The 25,869-nt window shown below is 42.8% G+C and carries 24 protein-coding genes and 2 pseudogenes; 14 read left to right on the top strand and 12 right to left on the bottom strand.

Translation table 11 applies throughout. From position 1 onward, the window contains the following. Positions 1-6 precede the first annotated feature (6 nt). Positions 7-813, bottom strand: a complete 807-nt coding sequence (locus KA717_11055) for a LysR family transcriptional regulator (GenBank protein ID UXE63148.1) — start codon at positions 811-813, stop codon at positions 7-9. A gap of 67 nt (positions 814-880) precedes the next feature. Between KA717_11055 and KA717_11050 the strand changes: the two genes are divergently transcribed. The 4 genes from KA717_11050 to KA717_11035 all read left to right on the top strand — a co-directional run bounded on the left by KA717_11050 (position 881) and on the right by KA717_11035 (position 3,889). Next, on the top strand, positions 881-1,312 hold the full coding sequence (locus KA717_11050) for a hypothetical protein (GenBank protein UXE63147.1): 432 nt from the start codon (positions 881-883) through the stop codon (positions 1,310-1,312). A gap of 85 nt (positions 1,313-1,397) precedes the next feature. Beyond that, complete coding sequence (locus KA717_11045) at positions 1,398-2,054, top strand: AhpC/TSA family protein (GenBank protein UXE63146.1); 657 nt, start codon at positions 1,398-1,400, stop codon at positions 2,052-2,054. A gap of 50 nt (positions 2,055-2,104) precedes the next feature. Then, positions 2,105-2,809 (top strand): DUF4079 domain-containing protein, encoded by a 705-nt coding sequence (locus tag KA717_11040; GenBank protein ID UXE63145.1) that lies wholly within the window; start codon positions 2,105-2,107, stop codon positions 2,807-2,809. Positions 2,810-2,842: 33 nt separating this feature from the next. After that, positions 2,843-3,889, top strand: coding sequence for a DMT family transporter (locus KA717_11035; GenBank protein ID UXE63144.1), 1,047 nt, complete (start codon positions 2,843-2,845; stop codon positions 3,887-3,889). 724 nt (positions 3,890-4,613) lie between these two features. Here the strand turns inward: KA717_11035 and KA717_11030 are convergent. Both KA717_11030 and KA717_11025 read right to left on the bottom strand, forming a co-directional pair. Continuing rightward, on the bottom strand, positions 4,614-4,904 hold the full coding sequence (locus KA717_11030) for a transposase (GenBank protein ID UXE64624.1): 291 nt from the start codon (positions 4,902-4,904) through the stop codon (positions 4,614-4,616). Positions 4,905-5,214: 310 nt separating this feature from the next. Then, positions 5,215-6,552 (bottom strand): annotated as a pseudogene (locus KA717_11025) (IS5 family transposase). Between the two features lie 1,478 nt (positions 6,553-8,030). Between KA717_11025 and KA717_11020 the strand changes: the two are divergent. The 6 genes from KA717_11020 (at position 8,031) to KA717_10995 (ending at position 13,650) form a co-directional block, all read left to right on the top strand. Further along, a complete protein-coding gene (locus KA717_11020; protein UXE63143.1) occupies positions 8,031-8,270 on the top strand; it encodes a hypothetical protein in 240 nt (79 codons plus the stop codon). 98 nt (positions 8,271-8,368) lie between these two features. After that, on the top strand, positions 8,369-8,686 hold the full coding sequence (locus KA717_11015) for a hypothetical protein (protein ID UXE63142.1): 318 nt from the start codon (positions 8,369-8,371) through the stop codon (positions 8,684-8,686). A 114-nt stretch (positions 8,687-8,800) separates the two neighbouring features. Further along, complete coding sequence (locus KA717_11010) at positions 8,801-10,564, top strand: AarF/ABC1/UbiB kinase family protein (protein ID UXE63141.1); 1,764 nt, start codon at positions 8,801-8,803, stop codon at positions 10,562-10,564. A gap of 45 nt (positions 10,565-10,609) precedes the next feature. Continuing rightward, positions 10,610-11,374 carry a Stp1/IreP family PP2C-type Ser/Thr phosphatase gene (locus tag KA717_11005; GenBank protein UXE63140.1) on the top strand — a complete coding sequence of 255 codons (765 nt, stop codon included), beginning with the start codon at positions 10,610-10,612 and terminating at the stop codon, positions 11,372-11,374. A 250-nt stretch (positions 11,375-11,624) separates the two neighbouring features. Next, the gene (gene atpD / locus KA717_11000) at positions 11,625-13,073 is read left to right on the top strand and encodes a F0F1 ATP synthase subunit beta (protein ID UXE63139.1); all 1,449 of its coding nucleotides are present in this window, start codon (positions 11,625-11,627) and stop codon (positions 13,071-13,073) included. Between the two features lie 163 nt (positions 13,074-13,236). After that, positions 13,237-13,650, top strand: coding sequence for a F0F1 ATP synthase subunit epsilon (locus KA717_10995; GenBank protein UXE63138.1), 414 nt, complete (start codon positions 13,237-13,239; stop codon positions 13,648-13,650). A 267-nt stretch (positions 13,651-13,917) separates the two neighbouring features. On the opposite strand, the gene KA717_10990 is transcribed toward KA717_10995, so the two are convergent. From KA717_10990 to purF, 6 genes are all read right to left on the bottom strand, one after another. Then, positions 13,918-14,466 (bottom strand): phycobiliprotein lyase, encoded by a 549-nt coding sequence (locus KA717_10990; GenBank protein ID UXE63137.1) that lies wholly within the window; start codon positions 14,464-14,466, stop codon positions 13,918-13,920. 219 nt (positions 14,467-14,685) lie between these two features. Beyond that, positions 14,686-15,261, bottom strand: a complete 576-nt coding sequence (locus KA717_10985) for an IS1634 family transposase (GenBank protein ID UXE63136.1) — start codon at positions 15,259-15,261, stop codon at positions 14,686-14,688. Positions 15,262-15,471: 210 nt separating this feature from the next. Further along, positions 15,472-16,254, bottom strand: coding sequence for a TIGR00266 family protein (locus tag KA717_10980; GenBank protein UXE63135.1), 783 nt, complete (start codon positions 16,252-16,254; stop codon positions 15,472-15,474). Between the two features lie 27 nt (positions 16,255-16,281). Then, positions 16,282-16,986, bottom strand: coding sequence for a TIGR00266 family protein (locus tag KA717_10975; GenBank protein UXE63134.1), 705 nt, complete (start codon positions 16,984-16,986; stop codon positions 16,282-16,284). A gap of 9 nt (positions 16,987-16,995) precedes the next feature. Next, on the bottom strand, positions 16,996-17,625 hold the full coding sequence (locus tag KA717_10970; protein ID UXE63133.1) for a TIGR00266 family protein: 630 nt from the start codon (positions 17,623-17,625) through the stop codon (positions 16,996-16,998). A gap of 153 nt (positions 17,626-17,778) precedes the next feature. Continuing rightward, positions 17,779-19,269, bottom strand: a complete 1,491-nt coding sequence (gene purF, locus KA717_10965; GenBank protein ID UXE63132.1) for an amidophosphoribosyltransferase — start codon at positions 19,267-19,269, stop codon at positions 17,779-17,781. A 227-nt stretch (positions 19,270-19,496) separates the two neighbouring features. On the opposite strand from purF, the gene KA717_10960 reads away from it, so the two are divergent. Further along, complete coding sequence (locus KA717_10960; GenBank protein ID UXE63131.1) at positions 19,497-19,592, top strand: photosystem II reaction center protein T; 96 nt, start codon at positions 19,497-19,499, stop codon at positions 19,590-19,592. A 202-nt stretch (positions 19,593-19,794) separates the two neighbouring features. Next, positions 19,795-20,319, top strand: coding sequence for a transcriptional regulator NrdR (nrdR, locus tag KA717_10955; protein ID UXE63130.1), 525 nt, complete (start codon positions 19,795-19,797; stop codon positions 20,317-20,319). A gap of 159 nt (positions 20,320-20,478) precedes the next feature. Here nrdR and KA717_10950 read toward each other — a convergent pair whose 3' ends face one another. Next, positions 20,479-21,747, bottom strand: coding sequence for an ammonium transporter (locus tag KA717_10950; protein ID UXE63129.1), 1,269 nt, complete (start codon positions 21,745-21,747; stop codon positions 20,479-20,481). Between the two features lie 410 nt (positions 21,748-22,157). On the opposite strand from KA717_10950, the gene KA717_10945 reads away from it, so the two are divergent. Both KA717_10945 and KA717_10940 read left to right on the top strand, forming a co-directional pair. Beyond that, positions 22,158-22,598: a pentapeptide repeat-containing protein gene (locus KA717_10945; GenBank protein ID UXE63128.1), complete on the top strand. Its 441-nt coding sequence runs from the start codon at positions 22,158-22,160 to the stop codon at positions 22,596-22,598. Between the two features lie 118 nt (positions 22,599-22,716). Beyond that, a pseudogene (locus tag KA717_10940) lies at positions 22,717-23,998 on the top strand (ISKra4 family transposase). Between the two features lie 19 nt (positions 23,999-24,017). Here the strand turns inward: KA717_10940 and nth are convergent. Next, positions 24,018-24,683: an endonuclease III gene (nth, locus tag KA717_10935; protein UXE63127.1), complete on the bottom strand. Its 666-nt coding sequence runs from the start codon at positions 24,681-24,683 to the stop codon at positions 24,018-24,020. A 2-nt stretch (positions 24,684-24,685) separates the two neighbouring features. Further along, positions 24,686-25,759 carry an RIP metalloprotease RseP gene (rseP, locus tag KA717_10930; protein ID UXE63126.1) on the bottom strand — a complete coding sequence of 358 codons (1,074 nt, stop codon included), beginning with the start codon at positions 25,757-25,759 and terminating at the stop codon, positions 24,686-24,688. Positions 25,760-25,869 lie beyond the last annotated feature (110 nt).

The following is a 25,869-nucleotide window of genomic DNA, read 5'->3' as shown; positions in this document are numbered from 1 at the left end:
CTTTTTTCAGCAAGCCCTAGGTAAAGGTGTAGGTTGATAATCTTGTAGTACAACTTCAAGGTCGCCTCGATAAATTTCATCGCCAAACATCCAAACCGGCGCGATCGCAATTCCTAAACCCGACAATACTGCTGCACGAATGGCAACCGAACTATTGGTTTGAAAACAGCCTTTCACTAGCACCTTAATCAGTCCTTCTTTGGTCTGAAAATGCCACTCATTCACCGTTGCCAGACGAGTATAAACGATGCAATTATGGTGAACTAAATCTTCGGGAGTTTGGGGTTCACCTGCTTGCTCAAAATAACCAGTGGTGGCCACTGTGACTCGACGTGTTGTACCGATGCGATCGCTGATCAAAGCATTATCCTGGCGATTACCAATGCGAATTAAGAGATCTAAACCTTCCTGAACAATATCTACAAAATAATCTGCCATCATCAGATCCACCTTGACATCAGGATAGCGACTCATAAAGGCTTTTAGGCGAGGAACAATCTGCATTTGTCCAAACAGCACGGGACAACCCAAGCGCAAAATACCCGTTGCTCGTTCTTTTCCGGTTAAACTGGCCTCTGCCTCCGCCACGGTTTCCAAAATTTGCTGACAGTATTGATAGTACTTTGTTCCCTCCTCTGTTAAGCTTAAATTAGTGGTAGAACGAGTCAGTAATTGTACTCCTAAATATTTTTCTAAAGCAGCAATTTGTTTACTAATGGTGGGTTGGGTTGTCTGTTGTTCCCGCGCTACGGCAGAAAAACTATTCATTTCAATCGCCCGAACAAAACTCTGCATACAGGCAATGCGATCCATAAGTCCCTATTCCAAAATGGCATATACCTTATTCTATTTTGCCTGCTTCTCAACGAAAGTGAAATAGATGATGATGATCTCATCAACCGCTCTCACCCCAACCACGAAGATGTTAAAACTCAAATCTCTCAGTCCTTTACTCGCACCTTTCGCGATCGCGACCATGATCAGCGTGGGAGATGTGGCCATTCATAGCTTTATTCCCCAATTTCAAAACTCAGTGGCCGCGATGGAAATGGGAACTCCGGGGATGACGGCTCAGGAAAAGATTGAAATCGTCACTAAAAATAAAGGACAAATTGGCAATGGCGATCAATTACGACGCTTTTTCTTTGGTGATTTAGAGCCGCTTGGGGTACAACCTGGTGGTGCTGGAATGGTCGTTAATCTTTACAACAAAGCTAATGATGTCACCTTTTCCTATTGTGCCACCTATGATGTGGTTGTTGCCGTCAAAAAAGGAAAGGTTGTGAAGTTTCCAGCCGACGAAGTTAAATAATTTTCCCTGCAATATTATTGGTCACAAATCCCCCTTTGCAAAGATAATTTAGGGGGAAATTTTCCAACTTTTATCGGGAAGTTTTGTGAATTTACAACTTGAACTTTATAAATTTCAACGGGAATTTAGGAAAAAATTTCCTTCGGAAAAAGTGGCGATCCTACAAGAGGCAACTCAGAATTTAGCCAGAGATTTTCAAAATCGAAGAATCTTAAGAGTTGAGGATAAAGCCCCTGATTTTGTCCTCTCCAATACCAGAGGCCAATCGATCTGTCTCTCTGAACAGTTAAATCAAGGAGCCGTTCTTCTCAACTTTTATTTTGGTCATTGGTGTCCCTATTGCAATCTAGAATTGCGAGCCTATCAAGGACTATTAGTCAAAATTCAGGCCTTAGAAAGCTCAATTTTAGGGATTTCTCCTCAAACTGCCGAGGCCTCCCAAAAAACGGCCCTTAAAAATACAATTACCTTTGATCTTCTCAGTGATCGTAACTGTCAAATTGCCCGTGATTATGGCCTTGTTTTTGAGGTTCCTGATTCTCTTCGGTCACTTTATACCGAATTAGGTCATGCCCTTCCTGATTACAATGGGACTGACGATTGGCTACTTCCAATTCCTGCCACTTTTATCATCGATCGCCGGGGTCATATTGCTCTAGCTTATATTAATGTGGATTATACTCAACGCTACGAACCCACTGACGCGATCGCTATTTTGCTATCTCTTTTTGTGGCAAATTAATGGAAATTTAGTTTGATTTTCTCCTAGTTATAAGTTAAAGGATTTTTAAGATGGAATTGCAAGATATCTTGGCGTTATTACATCCGGCGATCGCTATTGTAGTGGTCTTTCCTTTAATCGGGATTGTGGTCAATCGGGCGATTCTCACTCGTCAACGTCGTTTGCAAACTAAAGAGGGTCAAAAAAGTAAAATTCCGCCGATGGTTGGTTCCGAACATGTGGCGATCGGTAAATTATTGAGCAGTTCAGTCGTTGGTGTGGCTTTACTCGGTATGACCTATGGCATCTTCTCCAAAATGTGGAGTCATGATCTTTTTACAACGGAACCTCTGCGAGTTTTGGGAGTTACCATTATTCTGCTATTAACGATTACTGCCTTTGTCTTCTTGTTTAAGTCAAAAGCTAAACTGGGAAGAGGCATTTTTGCTACACTAACAGGAATGGGACTCGTTCTCTTAGGGAGTCAGCCAGAGATTTATCGACGAAACAATGAATGGTTTGTTTCCCATTTTTACTATGGCATGATTGCCGCTTTATTGATGGTTTTTTCCGTTGCAATTATTCAGGATATTTATCAAGATCGCCAAAACCGTTGGCGCACTGTCCATATTATTCTCAATTGTTTTGCCTTACTATTGTTTATCGGTCAAGGAATAACCGGCTCTAGGGATTTATTAGAAATTCCGCTCCATTGGCAAGAGCATTATATTTATCAATGTGATTCTACTAATAAAACCTGTCTACAATTTAAATAAATCTGTTATTTGAGATGGTAAAAATTAAAAATCATGAAATTTGCTAATCATCTAGAGGAATTTCTGAAGCAATTTCCCAACCCAGCCTATCTTGGTATTGCTGTTTTGATCTTTGCAGCGTCGAATTCCCTCACCCGTAAAATTGTTGAAATTGGCCAAGCTCATTTGATTGATGGCAGAAATCCTATTTCCCTTTGCAATGTTTTATTTGTGGGAAATCTTTGTGCTTTGGGATTAATGTCTCTCATCTTTCATCAAGATTGGAAACTCGAAAAACTGAAAACTATCCCTCGTAAAGATTGGATTGGCTTAACGGTTACAGGTATTTTATCAGGGGGCATTGCTCCGGCATTAATGTTTACTGCCCTGGGACAAGCAAACGTGACTAACGTGGTTTTAATTGGCCGTCTTGAACCCCTCTTAATCCTCGCTTTGAGTGTTTGGTTTTTGGGAATTCGCCTTGATCATTGGACAGTGGCAGGGTCTCTCATTTCCTTTGCTGGAATTGTGGTTACGGTTTTATTAGGAAGTTTAGGTCAAAATCCGGCGATCGCGGGTTTTCAGATTGGAACGGGAGAACTTTTAGTGGCGATCGCTGCTGTGATTGGTGCGATTTCTAGTGTTACTAATAAATTGCAGTTACAAACGATTCCCTTAGGTATTTTCTCCATTTATAGAAATATTTTAGGCACGATCCTTTTCTTTATATTAGCCAATATTCTATACGGGCCAGAACATTTTATGGATGTGTTATCCCCTTTTCTTTGGCAATGGATGTTGTTGTATGCTGCCGTGATTGTCGTTATGGGTAAACTTTGCTGGTTAGCAGGTCTAAAAAATGCAACTTCTACCGAACTCAATATGGCCAATTTATTGAACCCAATGCTGGCTATTTTTATGGCCTATTTGATTTTAAGAGAAATCCCCACCTTTGCTCAATATTGTGGTGGTATTTTTTTATTAATTGGCTTTATTTTAAGTTTGATTGGCAACCGAACACAAATTAATAAAACTCCAAGGCTAGAAAAAATTAATCCCCGTGAAGCAATGGAAATGTTTATGGGATTTCGAGGGGTTTAATTGATTAGATCAAGCTTTTTCTGGAGAGCATTAATTTTGAGGAATTAATAATTATCTTAAACTAATCAAGCGTCAAGCTTATGGATTTATGAACTTTGATAATATGCGAAACCGTTTTTTAGCTTGCTTTTCATGACTAGACAGTGGGAAGTTCTCGAGGGGGGTAAGTGGAGAAAAGAAAATCGGACATCCGATACCAAAGAGTGCCGTTATGTCCGAAACTGGCTGATATAAGAAAATCGATAGCTAGTGCTATACTCTGAACGGGTTGGAGCTTAACTTTTTGAAAATGCTTAAAACCCACATTCCGTACATAAAAGAAGAACAAAGAAAATAAGAAAAGCACCTATGACAAAAGATAATACTGACAAGTAGTAGCCCCAAAAAAGCCGAAAAGCCTCTCTCGCTCAAGCGTGAGATTGATAATTTGGGAACAATTATCCAGTACAACCCAATGAATCCCCCTCAAAGTCTGAAAAATCCAACGCAGAGTCGGAGGTTGAGTCGGCTTTCCCAACTGATTAGGCACAGTCTCCTCCTGCTCTGCCAGAGCCTGTCTCAGTTTACGTTGCCCCAAGCTGTACACCAACAAACACAACGCCATAATGAAAGTCAATGCCATAATCCTCTCAGGGGTTTTGAGGAAAACACTCGAAGCATAAAAACAAGGTTTCTTGCAAACTTGTTGACATCCTCACCGCGCTGAAGCGACGGAGATTCCTATCTACCTAAACAAACTAAGTTGAATAGGCAATAGGTGGGTTGACACTTCATCGGAAGCAACTAGCAAACTAGATTTACGCCGTCCTCCATGTCCGTTTTGAGTCTCGGAAAGCCCTCCCGCGACCTTGATGTTTCTAGCGGCGTTTACATCTCTATCGTGGGTTTTCCCACAAAAAAGACAAGTCCATTCCCTGACAGAAAGTTCTTTTTTTCCGCCAATTTGGCCACAACTTGAACAGCGTTGTGAAGTCGGTTCCCAACGAGAAATTACCCTAAAATCACGCCCATACATTTCCGACTTAGCTTCTAACATAGTCCTAAAACTACGCCAACCTAAATCGGAAATAGCGCGAGATAACTTGCGATTTTTAAGTAGGGCTTGCTGAAAAAGTCAAAAAACGAAAGAAATGTGGGTTAGGGAAGTATGGACTGAAAAAGCATAGATAACTTATCCTTATGGAAACAAATCAAAATACAGATTTTGTTTAATCTATTGTTCCTTTCTGTCTAAAAAGGTCAACACAAATTACTCCTCACAAAAGAGAGGAAAATTAACACCATTTTTCACAAGAAAAACGACTCTACAACTTTTTACTTTTTGTCTTCTGAAGTAGAGTAGAAAGATTCATTACCAAAAAGTTCATCGCAATTACCGTTTCCGAGGTCTCAGGTAGTTTGGCCATCACTCGACCAAGACTAAATTTCCTCTTTCCCTGTCCGAATTTACCCTCAATGGCATTACGCACTCTTTCATCTGAGCGTGCCTCTTTCTTTTTTTCTTTGCTCACCTCTTTCGGCGGTCTTCCCAATCGGGGACCACTCATTCTTATATCCCTTTCTTTACAATAAGCTCGATTCGCTTTTGTTCGATAGATTTTATCCACATGAACCGATTCCGGATAACATCCTGTTTCCCTTTTATATTCTTCTATTCGCGCTTGTAAATCTCCCGATTCGTTGTAATTATCCCAACTTAATTTGTCTAAGAAGACAAAGCCATTCACATTACTTGCCGATATTTTAGCTCCAAACTCTACTGCTTTTCCCGCTTTTCCACGCACTATTGGACGCACGTGAGGTTGGCTTACACTCACAATTCTGTTTTCTACTTTATTTGTCTTTTTTTCATACATTTCTAACTGTTGCTCATACACTTTTCCTATCGTTACAAGCTCTTCTTGCTCTTTTTTCGTTAGTTTTTCTAACTTTGCTCCCTCTTCTATCATTTTTTCTATATCAGACAAGTTTCTTTTTATATATCCTAGTTGTTTTTTTGTTCCTTTTCTTCTTTCTTTTTTTGACACACGACGTTTTTTTGCTATGGCTAAGTACTCTTTTCTTGCCACTTCCCTATAAGTCCTCGGCTTTTCTTTCCTTTTCTCTTTTATTTCTTCATACAGCTTATCTATTATTTTTTCTGTTTTTTCTCTGGCATCATTCAATATTCCTATATCCGTTGGATATTTTATATCTGCTGGTGTACAAGTCGCATCTAACAATAACTTTCCTTCATTTTCTTTTTTTTCTGACGCTACACCCGTCGCTTTTTTTTCTATTTCTTTATTAATTTTATTTATTAATTCCATTCCTATTTTTTTACGAAAATGAACCATCATTGACGCATTAAATGCTTCTTTGCTACTATAGCTTTCCATTCCTATAAAGTACTGTAAATAAGGGTTCTCTTTTATTTGTTCTACTGTTTCTCTGTCACTTTTTCCTGAAATTTCTTTGATAATTAATGCTCCTAATGCCATTCTAAATGATTTGGCTGGGGCTCCTTTTTTTTCTGTGAAGTTTTTTGCATATTCTTCCTCATATTCTTCCCAAAGAATCATTTTTGACATTTCTATCCAACGATTTTCTTCGTCTAACTGCCCGCCGAACAGATTTTTCAAGTTTTCTGGTGTTTCAATTGAGTACTGTTGCTTTCGGTACATCTGCTTTCTCTCTTCTTAATGCAATGGTTTTGAGGCATTCTACCCTATTTTCGTGCATTCTAGCGGTTCTTAATTCGCCTACTATTTTTCTCCGTAAAGGTTTCAGCTTTTTTCAGCAAGCCCTAAGTATTCCCGATGTGTTTAAATCCTCTAGCACAATCGTTTGGTTTTCACGAATGAGCCGAGTGGATAGTTTATGCAAAAAGTCGGTACGAATATCTTTAATCTCTCTTGGGTTTAATTCCCCGCTGCAAGCAGCGAAAAAATTAAAGTTGCACTGGAAACCGTCGGTTTACGAGCAAAACATCTTCCATACCCCGCCCGCTTGCGGCGGGGAAATTTTGATTAGAATAGCCATGTACCCGAACTGCGGCGTTCAACCCCATTCCCTCCATCCTAGCTTTTAATACATTTATAATTTGACTCAATGGAGTTTTCAATCTTGCGATTACCGTACCATGAGTTTCAGCAAAATAGGAGCGACACTCCTGACAGATAAACATTTTACGTTCCCCGTTACCTTTGATTTGGTAATGAAAATGAATTTTTGGGTATCAACTTAAGGCGGGACAGCTTATCCTGAAAGGGTTTTAGCTTTCGTCCTATAGAGTAAGCCTTACAGCTATTTCCACTAGGCAAGACCCAGAGCAAGGTGTCCCATTTTACGCTGCTACCCGAATTTTTACTTTTTCGCTTAGCAATGAGGACAGTTTTTCTGGAATAAGGCTTCTTCTTTCTCTGGGCATAAGCCTAGATTATTCAGGACTTCCATCGAGCTTTTGTTCAATGTTGACATTGTTTTCTTTTCCCTTATCTTTGATATTATGACAATAATAATAGTATAATAAGAATGGGATTGTGTCCAATCTTTAATTATTTTTTCGTTTCCTCTAAGCCTTACACTATAACCTTTTGCGGATTTACTCAGACGATACCAGTGCCCTGGCAACACCTCCTTAATTTTATGCTTGAGCAGTTTGACCCTCTTCCCACTGCCAACTCTTCCTAGTTTTCAAATTTAGAATTGCTGCTATTGGAGAGAAAGGCTTGGCAAGACAACGGAGTTAGGCTACTCTCAGGATAATCTTGTCGTTTCTGGTGCGGGAACTACCCTGTCTTCTTTGACATCCTCTCCGCCGTAGAACGGCGAAGATTCCTAAACCTCACAATTTAGGTTTCTGCTTCATTCACCGTCGCATACCACAGTTTTAAAAACCATGTACTGTCTTACACAGAGTCCACAGACTTTTACCCCATTTCAGAAACCCGATTCCGTGTGTCCCACAGTATGGTTTCAGCAAAATGCTTTTTGTACTTGTTGCTTAGACTTTTTACCTTGCCAAGCCTTTCTAGCAAGAACCCCCTAAGCCTAGTTTTCAAGATGCGATGCCGACCACTTGGTTTTCGTATTCAGCACCTCGATTCTAACACCTTGTAAAGCCGTCCTAGAAGGACGGGGTTTCAAACCCATTTTTTCTATGACTGCCAAACCTAATGCCCGTTCTCAATCAAAATTTCGGTCTCTGCGATCGCTCCTCGAATTTCTCTTCATGACTAGTGCGATCGCCCTTTCTGCCGGTATTGGTTTTGGAGCCGCGATTCGTTTTGGCCAGCCCCAACCAGTCAATGCCAAAGGAGAGTCCATTCCCGCCGAACAATCCTTTCCCCCCCGCCCCGATTGGCCTGGATCAAATCCCGAAAAGCCATCAGCCCCATAAAGTAATCCAGCCCAATCCATCCCGATCTAATGAGAACCGGTTAGAAGCGAGTTATAATTTCGTTATAATTTGTTACAAAAACTTAGAAGTCTCCTGTTATGCAGAATCCAGTCCTTCATGCCTTTTTTTTAGGGCGAGCCTTTGCCGAAGTTCTGACGGAAAAAGTTGAGGACAACTTGACTAATGCCCTCAGTGAATGGGGGAAGTTTGATGCCGAGCAACGGGAGCATCTCCGTCAGTTTATAGTCGAAGTGCAAGCAAGAGCCTCCCGTGAGGTAGAGCAGAGTAGTACTATGATTGCCACCCTGGATGGTCTAGTTAGTAGTGATGACCTACAAGAAACCCTCGATAAATTACGAGCCGAAATTGCCAGTCTCAAAGCTGAATTGAAAAATTACCGAGAAACGATCCTCTAATCGTAACCTCATTCTCCGTACCAAGACTTCCTGCACTAACTGTAAAGATTGCCGGACTCGATCACCGCATCCCAGCGATCGCCTTCTTGCTAAAAAATTCATCCCCTAAAGCCTGTGTCTGCCCTATCTCGTAACGTTGATCAACCCCTTGCCTATCATTCTGCGACTGTGTCAACAAAACGTATAACCTCCCTGGCAGCAGAAAAACAATATCGTTGGAATCAAGAAAACTATTCCATCACCCGTCGTCGCCTCGACATTTGGCGGTTTGTTCTAACCCTACTATTCCAATTTTGGCTAAACAGTAAACAATGGAGTTATCAGCGTGAAGGAGGCTATAGCGAAGAAAAATTAGCCCGTCGTCGTCAAAAGCAAGCCATTTGGATTAGGGAAAGCTTACTTAACCTAGGGCCCACCTTTATTAAATGCGGTCAGCTTTTCTCTACCCGTTCCGACCTCTTCCCCTCCGAATACGTTACAGAACTCTCCAAATTACAAGATGAAGTCCCAGCCTTTAGTTACGAACAAACCACAGCCCTGATCGAAAAGGAACTCGGTAAACCCCTACACACCCTTTTTCACAGCTTTGATCCCATTCCCCTCGCCGCCGCCAGTTTAGGACAAGTCCACAAAGCTCAACTGCATAGTGGCGAAGAAGTGGTGGTCAAGGTACAACGTCCCGGATTAAAAAAACTATTCACGATCGATTTAGCCATCCTCAAAAAAATTGCCTATTACTTCCAAAATCACCCCAAATGGGGAAAAGGACGCGATTGGCTAGGAATCTATGAAGAATGCTGTCGAATCCTCTGGCAAGAAACCGATTATCTGAGGGAAGGCCGTAATGCCGATACCTTTCGTCGTAACTTTCGCAATGAAAATTGGGTAAAAGTGCCTAGGGTTTATTGGCGATATACCGCCAGTCGAATTCTGACATTAGAATACTTACCTGGCATTAAAATCAGTCATTACGAGTCCTTAGAAGCGGCCGGCTTAGACCGTAAAACCTTAGCCCAATTGGGAGCCAGGGCCTATCTCCATCAACTCCTCAACAGTGGCTTTTTTCATGCCGATCCCCACCCTGGTAACTTAGCCGTGAGTCCAGAGGAAGGGGCACTGATTTTTTATGACTTTGGCATGATGGGCGAGATTACCCCTGAAACTAAGACAAAATTAATGGATACCCTGTTTGGGGTCGCTGAAAAAAATGCCGATCGCATCATGGAGTCCTTAGTCGGTCTAGGAGCCTTAGTGCGATCAGAAGACATGGGGCCCATTCGCCGCTCCATTCAGTTTTTGCTGGATAACTTCATGGATAAACCCTTTGAGGAACAATCCATCACTCAAATCAGCGAGGATCTCTACGACATTGCCTATGGCCAACCCTTTCGTTTCCCAGCTACCTTTACCTTTGTCATGCGTGCCTTTTCTACCCTCGAAGGAGTCGGGAAAGGATTAGACCCAGATTTTAATTTTATGGCGGTTGCCCAACCCTTTGCCCTACAAATTATGAACAATGCCAATGGCCCTTCCCCCAATAGCTTTATGGATGAGCTAGGACGACAAGCTGTTCAAGTCAGTAGCACGGCTTTTGGCCTACCACGACGCATTGAAGACACCATTGAAAAACTAGATCGAGGTGATCTCCGCATTCGGGTTCGTTCTAGTGAATCTGAACGTCTGCTGCGACGTATTAGCACCATGCAATTAAGCACCAACTATACGGTTATGATTGCAACCCTGCTGATTTCAGCAACCCTATTGTTTGTAAACCACTATGTCATGATTGCTGTTGTTGTGTTATTAATAGCAATAGTGCCTGGTTGGGCGTTCTGGCAGTTAATGAGACGAATAGAACGTCAAGACCGAATGTTTTAGAGCCTAATCACCCTAATAAAATCCTAATTTGAGCAAGTGTTGGAAGTGAATTCACCCAAGATCATCCGTCGTTTCACCGGGCAGACGGATGTTGGACTCGTTCGTTCTGTTAACCAGGACAGTTTTTATATTGACGAGCCAGAAGCCCGTTTTTTAATTGTTGCGGATGGAATGGGCGGTCATGCTGGGGGACAGGAAGCCAGTCAGATTGCCACCGAATTTATTAAGGATTATTTAGAGGAGCATTGGGAATCAGAGACTCCCTCCCCCGAACTATTAGAAGCTGCTTTGTTAAGTGCTAACAAGGCCATTATTGCTGATCAAGAAGAACATCCTGAACGGGGAGATATGGGTACAACCGCTGTGATGATTACTTTTCGGCACGATGGTGCTTGGCGGGCCCACGTTGGTGATTCTCGACTCTATTGTTTTCGGAATCAAAAACTCTTCCAGGTCACAAAGGATCACACCTGGGTTGCTAGGGCCTTGGAAATGGGAGATATTGATCGAGAACAGGCTAAAGTGCATCCCTGGCGGCACGTTCTTTTCCAATGTTTAGGAAGACGAGATCTGCATCAGGTTGAAGTTGCGCCCCTAGAGGTTCAGCCCCAGGATACTTTCTTGCTCTGTAGCGACGGTTTAACAGAAGAAGTTTCCGATGAGAGTATCGCTGAAATTTTACAATTAGATAAAGCCCACCCTGATCTCGCTGCCGAATTAATTGAAGAAGCCAAAAATGCAGGTGGGTCTGACAATATCACCATTGTCCTCGTCGCGCAGGATGGGCCTTGGTCAGAAAAGGGAAGCTAGAACGATTGCTAGGCAGGTTTTTTCAACCTTAACTTATTTTGGTTTCCGTCGGGTCTCAACGACAGCGATCGCGCTGTATCCCTAAGCCATCAAGTCATTGTGGTCTTGATTAATAACCTTAACTATTCACAATCAAGGATTAACCGCTATCCCGATCCCCAGAGATGGTAATCTATTAGATGGCAAATTTCATTAAAACTTAACAGTTGTCCTGTAGTCTAATTTTAAGTAAATTCCCTAGACAATCAGCATGGTAGCCGTACAAGAAGCAACTAACGTTGGCAAAATTACTCGTATTATTGGGCCCGTCGTCGATGCCCGGTTCCCCAGTGGTAAACTGCCCCGCATTTATAACGCCCTCAAAGTTGAAGGCCAGAATTCCGCCGGTCAGACTGTTTCCGTCACCTGTGAAGTACAACAGCTTTTAGGGGACAATCAAGTTCGTGCCGTAGCGATGAGTACTACAGACGGATTAGTACGAGGCATGGATATTGTTGACACTGGTGCACCAATTAACGTTCCTGTCGGTAAAGCCACTTTAGGCAGAATTTTCAACGTTCTCGGTGAACCCGTTGATGAAAAGGGCCCTGTGAATGTCACGGAAACTTTCCCGATTCATCGCCCCGCTCCCAAACTCACAGATCTAGAAACCAAACCCAAAGTTTTTGAAACTGGTATCAAGGTAATTGACCTGTTAACTCCCTATCGTCAAGGTGGCAAAATCGGTCTCTTTGGTGGTGCAGGTGTGGGCAAAACCGTCATCATGATGGAATTGATCAATAACATTGCCATTCAACATGGTGGTGTCTCGGTATTTGGAGGTGTAGGGGAACGTACCCGTGAAGGAAATGACCTCTACAACGAAATGATCGAATCCAAGGTAATCAACGCTGAAAATCCTGAAGAATCGAAAATTGCCCTCGTTTATGGTCAGATGAACGAACCCCCCGGAGCCAGAATGCGGGTTGGTTTATCGGCTCTAACAATGGCAGAGTATTTCCGTGATGTGAATAAACAGGACGTATTACTCTTCATTGATAATATTTTCCGTTTTGTACAAGCGGGTTCTGAAGTATCTGCGCTATTAGGACGGATGCCCTCTGCGGTAGGATACCAACCCACCCTGGGTACAGACGTTGGCGATTTACAAGAGCGGATTACCTCCACGAAAGAAGGTTCCATTACCTCCATTCAAGCGGTCTATGTACCAGCAGATGACTTAACTGATCCGGCTCCTGCCACCACCTTTGCTCACCTAGACGGAACAACAGTGCTATCTCGTGGTTTAGCGGCCAAAGGGATCTATCCAGCCGTTGATCCCCTAGATTCTACCAGTACAATGCTTCAGCCCAGCATTGTTGGAGGGGAGCACTATGGTATTGCTCGTGCAGTACAATCTACGCTGCAACGTTATAAGGAATTACAGGATATCATCGCCATCTTAGGATTGGATGAATTGTCTGAAGAAGACCGTTTAACGGTTGATCGGGCCCGGAAAATTGAACGGTTCCTTTCTCAACCTTTCTTTGTCGCGGAAGTATTCACCGGTTCTCCTGGTAAATATGTCACCTTGGCAGATACGATCAATGGTTTTAAATCGATTCTTGCTGGCGAATTAGATAGTCTGCCTGAACAGGCTTTCTATATGGTTGGCAATATCGATGAAGTTAAGGCCAAAGCTGAAAAACTCAAAGGCTAGATTGAATTGATAGTTGATAGTTGATAGTTGATAGTTGACAGTTGATTTGACAAAAATAGGGTTTATGTCGGACTCTTGTTATGGTCAGAAATCCATTCGTTAATTATCAATTATCGCTCATCAATTATTAATTGTTAATTATCAATTATCCATTAATAGAAAAATGACGTTAACAGTACGGGTTATTGCCCCCGATAAAGTGGTTTGGGACGAGGTAGTGCAAGAGGTGATCCTACCTAGTACTACCGGACAGTTAGGAATTCTTAGTAATCACGCCCCTTTACTAACAGCGTTAGATATTGGTGTGATGCGAGTTCGTCCAGGCAAAGACTGGAAAAATATTGCTGTTATGGGTGGCTTTGCTGAAGTTGAGAACAACGAAGTCAAGGTGCTCGTCAATGCAGCAGAAATTGGAGACAATATCGATCAAGAAAAGGCGCGGACAGAATACAGCGCAGCCCAAGCCAAGTTTGAAGAGGCAGGTCGCAGTGGCGATAAACCGAAACAATTACAAATGGCTCAGTCTGTTAAAAAGGCAAGGGCACGTTTGCAGGCCGCCGGTGGTTCTGCAAATTAAGTTCACTGTGTTATTGCAGCAAAGACACGAGGGGGAGATTTGAACTCCCCTTTATCGTTTGGGGAAATTGGAGGAGAATTAGCCTCCCTTGGCAAAACTTCCCATGACGAGGGCAGAAAGCAAGATACCCGGAACTAATAAAACGATTAGCATTAACAGTTGGTCAGGGGTCATGGTCAACCTCACTATTTTGGTGTTGATTTTGCCTAAGTCATATCACAATTTTGATCGGTTCAACGAGGGGCAAAGAAAGCCAGTTTAAAAAAGTTAGCTAACTCCGCTAATGCGTTTTTCTAGATATTGCCCAATCATTTGTTCTTGACCGGCACGGGAAATAAGGGTTTGGCGGGTACGGTATTGGTCGCCGATCAATTTGAGTTCTTCTTCAAAAACGGAGCCACTATATTCTGTTTTCAGGAGCATGGTTTGGGGGTTGGTAAAATTGTAGATCGCTGTTACGGGTTTCGGCGTTGCAAAGCCGCGATCGCGGTAAAGAATATTGTCTTTAATCCCAAACAGGGTAGAACCGACCGAAGGTTTGCGAATAGTTCCTGTATAGTCACTTTCCCAGGTGACATAGGTTCCGCCGAGCAAAGCTTGTTCATCGTCTAGTTCGTGTAGGGTGGCTAAATGCTGTAATTCCGAACAGCCGGCTTCTAAGTACTGAATTTGAATAAAGCTTTCTACGGTTTGGGTTTCTATTTTGGGATTCAGGGTGTAATAACGTCGCTGAGAATGCCAGAATCCGACACTATGACGAAAAAAGGCGATCGCTGAGGACTCTAAAGATGAGATAGATAAAGTACTAAGGCTCATAGGGTAGGCAATTTTAATTGCAGCAATGGACTTTGAGTTAAAAATGTCAAGCTTACTTAACAAATTGTTACACCTTGTTTACTGTAGCATAGAAAATTATAATGGACAGCAACTTGTGTACTAAAAGGTAGCATGGGAAGTAAATTGCCAAAACTTTAGAAAGAATTGCCAAAGAATTCTGTTAGGATCGCTACCTTTACCCCACATTCCGCAGGTAGTTCAAGAGATAAAGTAGTATTTTTGACAGGAAGAGCCAAGAAAAGAAAGAATATGTTTGTGGTTAGAGGTCAAATTAACGATAGCCTGAATACCATCAATCTCTAACCAACGGATAAACAGAAAAGACTGAAAGACCCAACGCAGAGTGGGAGTAGAGGTAGATATGTCTTTTTGATTAGGAATGGTCTGATGGGAAGCAGCCAAAGCCAGTCGTAGGCGACGTTGTACCAAAGTGTAAACCAATAAAGAGACAACCATAATCATCATCAAAGCCATAATGCGTTGAGGATTCTTGAGAAAAAGAGCAGAGGCCAAAAAGAAAGGGTTTTTAAGAAAGCGAAAGCCGCGCTCGATGACTTGTTGAGCCTTATATTCAGCCAACATCTGGTCGGGACTCAAAGCCTGAGAATCAAGAACATTAGTAGCTAAAATAAAGCTTTCAGCCCGTTGAGATCTTGCCTCAAGGCGAGAAGAATCAAGGCTTAATTGGCCCGTTAAGCGGTAGTGAAAACCGAGCGGGGCGGCTCCTTGTTTCGGCCTTCCCCCTGCATAGTAAGGAATGGTCTGCACCGCCACTGGACTGATACGGTCTCTTCAATTCTGAAGCGCATAATGTCTGACAATATATTGTAAAATACCTCATAGGGGGAGAATTTTCAGGTCATTTTGATCAGATTTTCTTAGTTCTTTTAGCTCTCAATTAAGTCTAATTAATGAGTTAACAGGTGATAAAATATACTATCTTACCGATAATCGCCGTTTCTTTATTCATATTGTCCACAACCATTAGTTAATATGGAAACCCCGTAAATTGGGTAGGAACGGTTGAATAAAATTGAGAAACATATTTTCTTGACGAGCCTGCATCCATACTTTTCCTTCTCCTCTAAAACGACAGAGTCGGCCGCGCCCGCCCCAAAAATCCAGCTTAATTTTTTCCGTCGATAACCCTTCATTGACATTTACCTCATATTGTAAAGTGTCCTCAAAGGCAACAATATAGTCAGGATTAAGGCTTATATCTTCCGTAATCGTTAGCTCTAAAAAGCCCCCATAACAACTAAACCAAAGATCTCCCTGTCCTACTAACCTTAAAAGAAAATCAGAATCATCATTATAAAAATCTTGCATTCCCGGAAATCGTGGATCAATTTGTACTGTCGGTTTACAAGCAAGAAAAGAAGCAGCTTTGATGAGAATACCTTGCTTTTCTGTCACATAATAGTGGTGAATATCTCCAGGTAAACTGGGAGAGAGAAAAAGCCGACCGGGCTTGGTATCTACCGAAAATTGATTGAGGCAGAGAGGTTCTGTTCCCAAACTATTCGCTAAAATCTGCAATAATCCCCCCTGAAGTTTTGTGAGTAGTGTCACTTGTACATCCATGGATGACAGTACCGAGGCTTCTACTAAAACCGTCTTATGGGGCTTTAAGCCAATTACTAGAATAGCATAAAGAGAACTATTATCAATCGTGAATTCAATATCATATTCTTCGAGAATTTCTGGCTTTTTCTCTCGTTTTTCTTTGACATTTCTAACTAAATTTTCTTCAAAATTATCTACCATAATTTTAATTTTTATTAACTAGAGAAATTAGGAACGATAGAGCTTAAAATTTTTGAGATGCAAATCTTGCCCCAATTGTTTGGCAAAGGCCCTGGGGCGATGACTTTGACAGATAATTTTTCCCTGGCCTTTGAAATGGCAAAGGATTTCACCTTTTGGTTGCCAGAATTGCCATAGAGGAACGGGTGGAGATAAAACTCGAACTTTAAGACTACTTTCAAAAGCAACAATATGTTCAATATTGATAATATATTCGCCCTCGTCCTCCAAGTCGATATCGTAGATCTTGCCAAAGGCCGCCACAATAACGGTTCCATCCCCGACTAAATTTAACCAAGTAGCCGTTTGTAGTGAAGATTTGGACTTAGCATCCGTTTTAAAATCTCGAAAACCTAAAAAGATTTCTAACGTTTTGCTAGAGGCCAGATATGCACTCAGACGCAGCACTAATTTATGTTGAGAGATCGTATAAATGCCTAAGCTACCAATTAAGGATGGAGCCAGATATAATTCCCCTCCCTGGGCATCCGCTTTAAAACTGTTGAGAAATAGCGATCGCGATGTTGTTTTTTCTCCACTCTTCCCTTCTCTTCCCCGACGTAAAATGGTATGGATTTGAATATTTCCCTTGATGGCAATTAAGGCCCCTGCTTGAGCCAAAAGTTCTTCTTCCTCGCTTAAGAAAACCTGGGCGATCGCCATTGAGGGTTGGTGTAAAATATCAACTTTCATGGATAGAACCTAGGAACGAAATTTAGTGAACAAATATCGGGTTAGGCCACTGCGACTGTGAGATTGAAGATAGACAATCCCTCCCCCTAGTAACTGACTAACTATTCCTTCTCCAGAGAGTTTAGAACCTACCAATCCCTTGGGGAAATCGACCTTAATACGAAGTTTAGAACTATAGGCCAACAAGTGCCTCTGCTCAACAATAAAACGTTGATAAACTTGATATTGGGCAAAACGACCGTAGCTACCAATAAAAACCCGACCGCGGCCATAGAGTTTTAGACCCACTAATCCTTCTCCAGCGAACCAACTAGACCATCCAAGCCACTGAATCCCCAGGCGAATGCCGCCAGTATGGGCAAGAAGCACATTGGGTTGTAAACAGAGGGCACTTTTGGTGATATCTAGACGTACAATGTCACCCGGCAAAGATTTACTTAAGATGATGGTTAAAGGCTCCTCGGTGGGATTGTGATAAACCGTCATCCAAAACGGATTGGGGCCTAAACACCAGCGCAGTAGTGCAATAATCAGATCTCCTGCCATCTGTTGACTAACGACAATGCCCGCGTCCATACTTACCAAGTTGCCAACCGCAGTGGCTATTCTCTCACCTGGCTGCAAAGTGATCGAGAGCATGGAGAAGGCGGGTCTAAAGCGAACCTTATATTGCACGAAGAATCTAGAGGAAAGTAGGAATAAGGGAAGTCATCCTGCTCTATTATCGACAATTTTGTCAAAATCCCAACCCCGCTGCGACGATTCTTAAAGAATCCCCCCAAACCGCCTCAATTACACTGGGGCTTCTTCTAGGATTAACTTAGAACGCGTGATATTATCTGGAATCGTAATAGGATAACGTCCATTAAAACAGGCTGAACAGAAGTGGCTGGTATCTTCTCCCGTCGTTTTTAACATACCTTCTTGACTAAGATAGGCTAGGGAGTCAACGCCAATTTGTTGAGCAATCATGGCTACTGATTTCGTGGCAGCAATCAGTTGATTTTGATTATCTGTATCAATGCCATAGAAACAGGGATGGGTGACAGGGGGTGAAGAAATACGCATATGGACTTCGGTAGCACCTGCATCCCGCAGAGCCTTAACGATTTTTCGGCTAGTGGTTCCTCGTACAATAGAATCATCGACAATAATGACTCGTTTGCCCTTGAGCACATCTTTTAAGGGGTTAAGCTTCATCCGAATCCCCGATTCCCTCATGTGCTGAGTCGGTTGAATAAAAGTACGTCCCACATAACGATTTTTAATGAGACCCTCTGCATAGGGAATACCAGAAGCCTGGGAAAAACCGATCGCCGCCGGAATACCAGAATCAGGAACCCCCATCACCAGATCGGCATCTACAAAAGATTCTTGGGCCAATTGCTGACCAATCCGCAGCCGATAGGTATATAGCGTCTCATCATGCATGATGCTATCGGGACGAGAAAAGTAAATCATCTCAAACACGCAGAGTTTTTTGGCCGGTGTTTCAGCCCAAATGTGAGACGTTAAACCCTGCTCCGTAATCCAAACTAGTTCCCCTGGCTCCACATCCCGCACATAGTCCGCTCCGATAATATCTAACCCGCAGGTTTCCGAAGCCAAAACATAACGCACTGGAACCTCTTCGGATTCGCTGATCAGTTGTCCAATCACCAACGGACGAATACCATTAGGATCCCTCGCTCCCATTAAACCGACCGATGTACCGATTACTAAACTATAGGCTCCAGAACAGAGCTTAAAAGCATTGGTAGCAGCCGTTAGCCAATCATTTCCTTGATCCACTTCCTGGGCGATCGCCACCGCAATCATTTCTGAATCGGTGGTGGTAATAAAATCATCACAGCCCCGACGTACTAATTCGGCTCGCAATTCGACGGTATTGACCAGATTACCATTATGGGCCAAGGCCAAAGCCCCTAATCTGGTCTGTAAAATGGCCGGTTGAGCATTAACTCGATGACTAGAACCAGTGGTGGAGTAACGATTATGACCCACCGCGATTTGTCCGACTAACTCCTTCAGGACAGTTTCTTTAAATACCTGGGAAACCAAACCCATATCCTTGTGGCAATGAATCGCTTCTTGATCAAAAACGGCAATACCGGCAGACTCCTGTCCTCGATGTTGGAGAGCATAAAGACCAAAATAAGTCAGTTTTGCAACTTCTTCTTCTGGGGCATAGATCCCAAAAACACCACAGGCTTCTTCGGGTTTATCGAGATCGAGAGTGTCAACAAACAGACTGGCGGGGTTTCCCGTTTGATTGGCGAGCATCCTTGTTATGGGACTCCTTCGTTAAGCGAATAGGGGGCTAAAAGGACTAAACGGGTAAATTTTTAGTTTTTTAAAACCAGAAGTAGGTTTTCTTAACAATTCTTTAACCTATCTTAGCAGCAAAGCGAAACTGACTTTGCTCAATTTCCGGCTGAATGGGATCACCATAGTCTGATAGACTGGACATATGAAATTCTAGAGTAATTTTTTTCAGGACGTTCTCAATCATGGAAAGTGTTGCTTACATTCTGGTCTTGACGATGGCCTTAGCCGTCCTCTTCTTTGCGATCGCTTTTCGGGAACCTCCCCGGATTCAGAAATAGCCGCAGCGTTAATCCCCTTTCAGAAAACCAATATTAACCCCCAATTAAAGGACTATCTGGTTGTAACTTACTTAACAAAAGTAAGCTAAAATGCACAGTATAGTTCCTTTTTTTGTTATCTTTTAATCTCCTAGACAGTATTGGGAGATAACTCAAATCGGAATGCTGCTATTGGCTATCCTAACCTTTATGGATATGAATTATGCAATGCCCCTACTGTCAGCATCATAACAGCCGTGTTCTAGAATCTCGTTCTAGTGAAGGTGGACAAAGTATCCGCCGTCGTCGTGAATGCCTAGAATGTAAACATCGATTCACCACCTACGAACGGGTTGAATTTGTCCCGATTACTGTGATTAAACAGGATGGAAAACGGGAATCTTTTGACCAATCGAAACTTTTAAGGGGCATGGTTAGAGCTTGTGAGAAAACAGGCATCACCCTCCAACGTTTAGAACGGATCGTGGAAGAAATTGAAGCCCAACTCCAACAACGTGCTAAACGAGAAACCACTAGTGAAGAAATTGGCAAACTGGTTTTAAAGTATCTTCGCCAGGAAAATGAAGTTGCCTATATTCGTTTTGCTTCAGTGTACGGGCGTTTTCAGGGAATTGCTGAATTTATGGAAACCTTGAACCACTTGCAAAAAATCCCAGAAGTGGCAGAGATCTCAGAAGAGTCCAAGGACTGGACGGAGGAAATGCCTTCAATGGTTCTTTCTTCCTAACAGAAGACAGTTTTTTGTCTTGACATTAACACTCATCGTCTTAACTATTTTCGCCACTCCTTAAGAGAAAAAAAGTCTGCACCTTCGATATTTCCATGGTAGGGAAAATGCTAAAAGTGCAGAACTGATTAGAGAACAATGTAGCCTAGAGGCAGATGATTAATGACTGCCACCACCAAATCCGGCACTAAATTCTTCTCCGTAAGCCTCTTCTCCATGATCATTGATATCCATACCTTGGAATTCCGCTTCTGGTTTCAATCGTAAACCAACCAGCGCGTCAACGATCTTGAGAATCACAAAGGTTCCCGCGCCCGCAAAAACATAGGTGAGCAGCACCGCCGCTAATTGAATAAATAGTTGTTGAGGGTTGCCAGACAATAATCCGTCTTTTCCAGCACTATTAACCGCCGTTGTGGCAAAAACTCCAGTTAACAAGGCACCAACCGTTCCCCCTACACCATGAACGGGATAGGTATCTAGACTATCATCAACACCAAATTTGACTTTATAGCTAACAGCAAAGAAACAACAGGTGGCGGTAATCACTCCAATGAGGATGGCAGAAACTGGCGTAACAAAACCAGCCGCAGGAGTAATACCTACCAAGCCAGCAACCGCTCCTGTGCCCGCACCAACGGCTGTAGGCTTCCCTCTTAAGACCTGCTCTAGAATCAGCCACATCACCATTGCCGCAGCCGCAGACGTGTTAGTGGTGACAAAGGCGATCGTAGCTAAGCCACCAGAGGCCAAAGCACTGCCACCGTTAAAACCAAACCAGCCAAACCAGAGCAGACCTACTCCTAAGAGAATGAAGGGGACATTGTGGGGAGGGGACAGGCGATCGGGATAGGTTTTGCGACGACCAACCACAATCGCCGCTACTAGGGCAGATACGCCAGAGGCAATGTGAACAACTGTTCCGCCAGCAAAGTCCAGGGCATTGATGCCACCCAACAGACCTAACAATCCCCCTTTTGCCCAAACCATATGGGCCATGGGAGAATAAATAAAGGTTGACCAGATGGTGACAAACAAAACAAAAGCTTTAAAACTAATTCGCTCAACGATCGCCCCAGAAATCAAGGCCGGGGTAATAATCGCAAACATCCCCTGGAACATCATGAAGGCTTCGTGGGGAATAGTGGGTGCATAACTTAAGACTTCCTCTGGAAGCGACCCTTTTAGGTAATCTGTTGTTTCCAACCCCACATTATTCAGAAAGACCCAATCAAAACTACCAATGATGGGATTGCCAGGATCAAAGGCAAGGGAATAGCCCCAAAGTACCCAGGTTGTACCCACAATCCCCATCATGACAAAGCTCATCATTAGGGTATTGAGCATATTACGTTTAGCAACAAAGCCTCCGTAGAAGAAAGCTAAACCAGGCGTCATTAATAACACTAAGGCCGTAGAAATCAACATCCATGAGGTATCGGCTGCGACCTGGGCACTCGCTAATTTTTCTTCTATGGTAGGTTCTGCTAAAACCTGGGCGATCGGCAATGCTACATATAGCCCCAGGCAGCTAGAGCACAAGATCCCTATCCGCTTAAATATTTTCATTCGAGTTGTCACTCCCCATCTGAGGTCAAGAAATATAAGTGCTTGCAAAGACTTCATTGCAACAAATTCAAAGGTGTTTTTTTGTGTTTTGTGCTACAGAAGCCTTAACTTCCCATCGTTTTTAGGGAAAGAATTGGCAACGCAAAGGACGATGAAGGTGCGGAAATTTCTAGGTAATGAAAAAAGTTAGCCCAGTTGGGTGAAGTCCTAACCCTTATTCTTCCGATATTCTGAAATTAGCAAGCGTGAGGAGCGCGAGGAGGAAAGTCATGAAATCTACATTTATCGCTAGTCTCATCCTCATTATCCCTTTAGTTTGGGGAACTACCGTTCAAGCTCAAAATCCCGCCCAGGTGAAACAGCTATTAACGACAGGAGAATGTATGGGGTGCGATCTCCAAGGGGCAAATCTACGGGGCGCACACTTAATTGGGGCCGATTTACGTAATGCCAAATTACAAGGGGCCGATTTAGCCAATGCTAATTTAGAAGGAGCCGATTTAACTGGAGCAAATCTCCAAAAGGCAAATCTACAGGGCGCGATGGTAACGAATGCCAGTTTAAATTTAGCCAACTTAAAACAAGCGAATTTTGCAGAAGCCAAGCTGTATGATGCTGACGTTACAGGAGCCTTAATGGATGGTATTAATATAAAAAACGCGGAAGTTTATAATACAGGGATCGGCATTGGTGGCGGCGAGGAAGAATAATCCCAACTCTAATTGTCCTAATCGCTAATTTGCTTCTTTTTTAGGGGTGTGACCTTTAGTTGATGAAGGAAAAGAAAAGTGTTAACATGGGATGAAAAGTGACAAAGAGGAAACAATGATGACAGCAAAACTAATTAATGTAGAGGGTTCAAAGATAAAAATAGAACTAACATTAGAACTCAGTCGTTCAATGTTGGATACAGAAATAAATATTCAAAAAGGCTTAAACGAAGTAGGTTGCATCGCCAGCAAAGAAGCCTTGAAATATTTAGATACAGATGGTTCACCCTTAAAAATCGGTGAAGAAATCTGGAAGAGTAAGGGAGAGCAACCGAAAGAATATCAAACACCTTATGGTGAGGTTATAGTGAATCGTCATGTATATCAGCGTTCACCTTTGAGGAAAAACGTATTGCCCCTTAGAAAGAGAAGCAAGGATAATCATAACATCAACGCCATTATTGGCAAAACAGGTATCCTCAAAAATGTCAGGGATGGCAGGCAAAGAGGTGAAAAATGATTTATTAGAAAATCATGGTAGAAAAGTAGCGCTATCCTATATCCAAAGATTGAGTGAAGCAGTAGGAAGTGTGGTACAGGCAAAAGAAGAAGCGTGGAGTTATGCCCCGCCCAAGGAGGATAGCCAAATTGCAACAGTGGGAATAGGATTAGATGGAACCTGTATGCTGATGTGTGAGGATGGCTACCGTGAAGCAATGGTGGGAACCGTTTCCCTATACGATAGTGAAGGCGAACGTCAACATACAATCTATCTAGGTGCGGCACCAGAGTATGGAAAAAAGAGTTTTCTAGAAAGATTAGAAAGAGAAATTGAGCGAGCGAAAAACCGTTATCCAGAGGCAACATTGGTCGGGATAGCAGACGGGGCAGAATCAAATTGGAAGTTTTTAGAAAAGCAAACGGAAGAACAGATATTAGATTTCTATCATGCCTCTGGTTACTTAGGTGCCTTGGCAGAAGCGTTGCATCCGAATACCGTGTCAAAACAAAAAGAATGGTTGACTGAAAATTGTCGAGAACTCAAGCATGAAAAAGGAAAAGCAGGAGAACTGCTAAATCTGATGAAAGAAGTCAAAGAAGAAAAAAGTCATTCTAAGAATCTTACCGAGAAACTACAAGCGGCGATTACTTATTACGAGAATCATCAGCATCAAATGGATTATGCTGAATACATAGAGAAAAAGTATCCGATTGGTTCAGGTGTTACGGAAGCAGCTTGTAAGACGTTGGTCAAACAACGATTATGTTGTTCAGGGATGCGATGGAAGGAAAAAGGAGCAGGAATTATTTTGAGCCTACGAGCTTTGGTATTGACCAAGGAACGATGGAGTCAATTTTGGGCAAAACTTGATCAATATGGGTTCCCTGTAGAACCCTGATTACAACAGCTTTTATCAACTAAAGGTCGCACCCTTTTTTAGAAGGACAAAGGTGGCTCAGAGAACAGGCTGGACAGTTGGGGTTACGGGCATTGCAGACCGCCCGACCATGATAAATGATGCTGATGGAAAAATTTTCCCAATCCGCTTGGGGGACAAGCTTCATTAGGTCTCGTTCAATTTTGACAGGATCAGTCTCGACCGATAATCCTAATCGTTGGCTTAAACGTCGGACATGGGTGTCAACAGTTACCCCCTGAAGGATGCCAAAGGCATGGGCTAGAACGACATTGGCTGTTTTGCGAGCTACCCCTGGCAAGGTTAAAAGGAGTTCCATTTGTTGGGGGACTTCTCCCTGAAACTCCTCAACAATTTTGCGACAGGCTCCCTGAATATTCTTGGCTTTGTTGCGATAAAAACCTGTTGAGTGAACTAGGCTTTCTAAAATTTCTCGATCAGCATAGGCTAGGGCTGCTGCATCAGGAAAACGTCTGAATAGTTCTGGTGTCACCTTATTTACTCGCTCATCGGTGCATTGGGCAGAAAGAATGGTGGCCACCAAAAGCTGAACAGGAGTTTCGTAATTTAAGCTACAGGTGGCATTGGGATAGAGTCGCTTCAGAATGACGAGAATTTCTAAGGTACGTTGTTTCTGGCTGGCAAATTTACGAACAAGGCTGGCCATGGCTATTGGAAGAGTTCCTGAAAAATGGCGAGATTAAGAGTGTCTCGAACAATCAGCACAACTCCTAAACCCAAAAGTAGAACTAATCCAGTTTGCATAATGCCTTCTTGGATTTTATTGGGTAGAGGTTTGCCAAAAAGTCCTTCAATCAATAAAAAGACCAGTTGACCGCCATCTAGGGCTGGTAAAGGCAAAATATTAATCACGGCCAAATTGATACTGATTAAGGCAGCAAATTGGAAAAGATTACCGAGATCATTGCGGGCAATAGTGGCTCCATATTCGACAATTTTGATGGGGCCAGCCACTTGTTGGGCATTTTCTTGGAAGTGACTAATCAGTTGCCAAAAGCCTTGAACGGTTAAAGTGGCAATACGCTGATAAGCATCAGCCCCATACACGAGAGCTTCTCCAATATTCTGAGCGCGACGAATTTTAAGGTTGGGTAGTAGTGCAACGCCAATTTTGCCCTGGCCATTTTCGCTGGCGATCGGGGTTAGGGTGAGGTTAATTTCTTGATTGTCCCGTTTGAGGGTTAAATTAACAGGCTGATTGGCTGCATTTTTGATGGTTTCCACAAAGGTCTTGCTGGCATCTGGATAGGGTGGTAGGGGTTGACCTTCTAGCCCGAGAATAATATCACCCTGTTTCATTCCTGCCGCGATCGCTGCTGAAGCGGGATCAACATGGGGAACGAGTAAACCGGGTTGTAAATCCTGTAGTCCAACGGTCGTTACCTGACCCACTAACAAAAAGTAAGCAAAAATCAGGTTAGCAATGACACCGGCACTAATCACGATCGCCCGATCTAAAATGGGACGGTTGCGAAGTAGATCAGGATCATCGGCGGGTAGATCACTTTCGGGATCATCATCGGGAAAACCAACGTAGCCTCCCAGAGGAATGGCGCGAATCGCATATTCGGTTTCTGCTCCCTGATATTTGAGCAAGACGGGGCCAAAGCCGAGAGAAAAACGACTAACCCGAATATTTTGTAATCTGGCTGCGGCAAAATGCCCCAATTCATGAACCACAATTAACAGAGCTAAAACCGCGATCGCCGCTAAAACTGACATAGATTAAAGATGGGAAGCGTTAAAGGAATGATGATCTATTGTAGGATTTATCAAAAAATTTCTACCTGTAAATAATTCGTTGATAGATTATCCTGTGAAACGGTACGATA

The organism is Woronichinia naegeliana WA131 (assembly GCA_025370055.1).
Classification (GTDB): Bacteria; Cyanobacteriota; Cyanobacteriia; order Cyanobacteriales; family Microcystaceae; genus Woronichinia; species Woronichinia naegeliana.
The sequence above is the reverse complement of the archived record's forward strand: the minus strand, read 5'-3'. Positions and strand labels throughout refer to the sequence as shown.

What these genes read in the sequence shown, in the direction of transcription:
- KA717_11055 (UXE63148.1), bottom strand. Translation starts at nt 813, where the DNA reads ATGGATCGCATTGCCTGTATGCAGAGTTTTGTTCGGGCGATTGAAATG.
- KA717_11050 (UXE63147.1), top strand. Translation starts at nt 881, where the DNA reads ATGATGATGATCTCATCAACCGCTCTCACCCCAACCACGAAGATGTTA.
- KA717_11040 (UXE63145.1), top strand. Translation starts at nt 2,105, where the DNA reads ATGGAATTGCAAGATATCTTGGCGTTATTACATCCGGCGATCGCTATT.
- KA717_11035 (UXE63144.1), top strand. Translation starts at nt 2,843, where the DNA reads ATGAAATTTGCTAATCATCTAGAGGAATTTCTGAAGCAATTTCCCAAC.
- KA717_11030 (UXE64624.1), bottom strand. Translation starts at nt 4,904, where the DNA reads ATGTATGGGCGTGATTTTAGGGTAATTTCTCGTTGGGAACCGACTTCA.
- KA717_11020 (UXE63143.1), top strand. Translation starts at nt 8,031, where the DNA reads ATGACTGCCAAACCTAATGCCCGTTCTCAATCAAAATTTCGGTCTCTG.
- KA717_11015 (UXE63142.1), top strand. Translation starts at nt 8,369, where the DNA reads ATGCAGAATCCAGTCCTTCATGCCTTTTTTTTAGGGCGAGCCTTTGCC.
- atpD (UXE63139.1), top strand. Translation starts at nt 11,625, where the DNA reads ATGGTAGCCGTACAAGAAGCAACTAACGTTGGCAAAATTACTCGTATT.
- KA717_10995 (UXE63138.1), top strand. Translation starts at nt 13,237, where the DNA reads ATGACGTTAACAGTACGGGTTATTGCCCCCGATAAAGTGGTTTGGGAC.
- KA717_10990 (UXE63137.1), bottom strand. Translation starts at nt 14,466, where the DNA reads ATGAGCCTTAGTACTTTATCTATCTCATCTTTAGAGTCCTCAGCGATC.
- KA717_10980 (UXE63135.1), bottom strand. Translation starts at nt 16,254, where the DNA reads ATGGTAGATAATTTTGAAGAAAATTTAGTTAGAAATGTCAAAGAAAAA.
- KA717_10975 (UXE63134.1), bottom strand. Translation starts at nt 16,986, where the DNA reads ATGAAAGTTGATATTTTACACCAACCCTCAATGGCGATCGCCCAGGTT.
- KA717_10970 (UXE63133.1), bottom strand. Translation starts at nt 17,625, where the DNA reads ATGCTCTCGATCACTTTGCAGCCAGGTGAGAGAATAGCCACTGCGGTT.
- purF (UXE63132.1), bottom strand. Translation starts at nt 19,269, where the DNA reads ATGCTCGCCAATCAAACGGGAAACCCCGCCAGTCTGTTTGTTGACACT.
- KA717_10960 (UXE63131.1), top strand. Translation starts at nt 19,497, where the DNA reads ATGGAAAGTGTTGCTTACATTCTGGTCTTGACGATGGCCTTAGCCGTC.
- nrdR (UXE63130.1), top strand. Translation starts at nt 19,795, where the DNA reads ATGCAATGCCCCTACTGTCAGCATCATAACAGCCGTGTTCTAGAATCT.
- KA717_10950 (UXE63129.1), bottom strand. Translation starts at nt 21,747, where the DNA reads ATGTTGATTTCTACGGCCTTAGTGTTATTAATGACGCCTGGTTTAGCT.
- KA717_10945 (UXE63128.1), top strand. Translation starts at nt 22,158, where the DNA reads ATGAAATCTACATTTATCGCTAGTCTCATCCTCATTATCCCTTTAGTT.
- nth (UXE63127.1), bottom strand. Translation starts at nt 24,683, where the DNA reads ATGGCCAGCCTTGTTCGTAAATTTGCCAGCCAGAAACAACGTACCTTA.
- rseP (UXE63126.1), bottom strand. Translation starts at nt 25,759, where the DNA reads ATGTCAGTTTTAGCGGCGATCGCGGTTTTAGCTCTGTTAATTGTGGTT.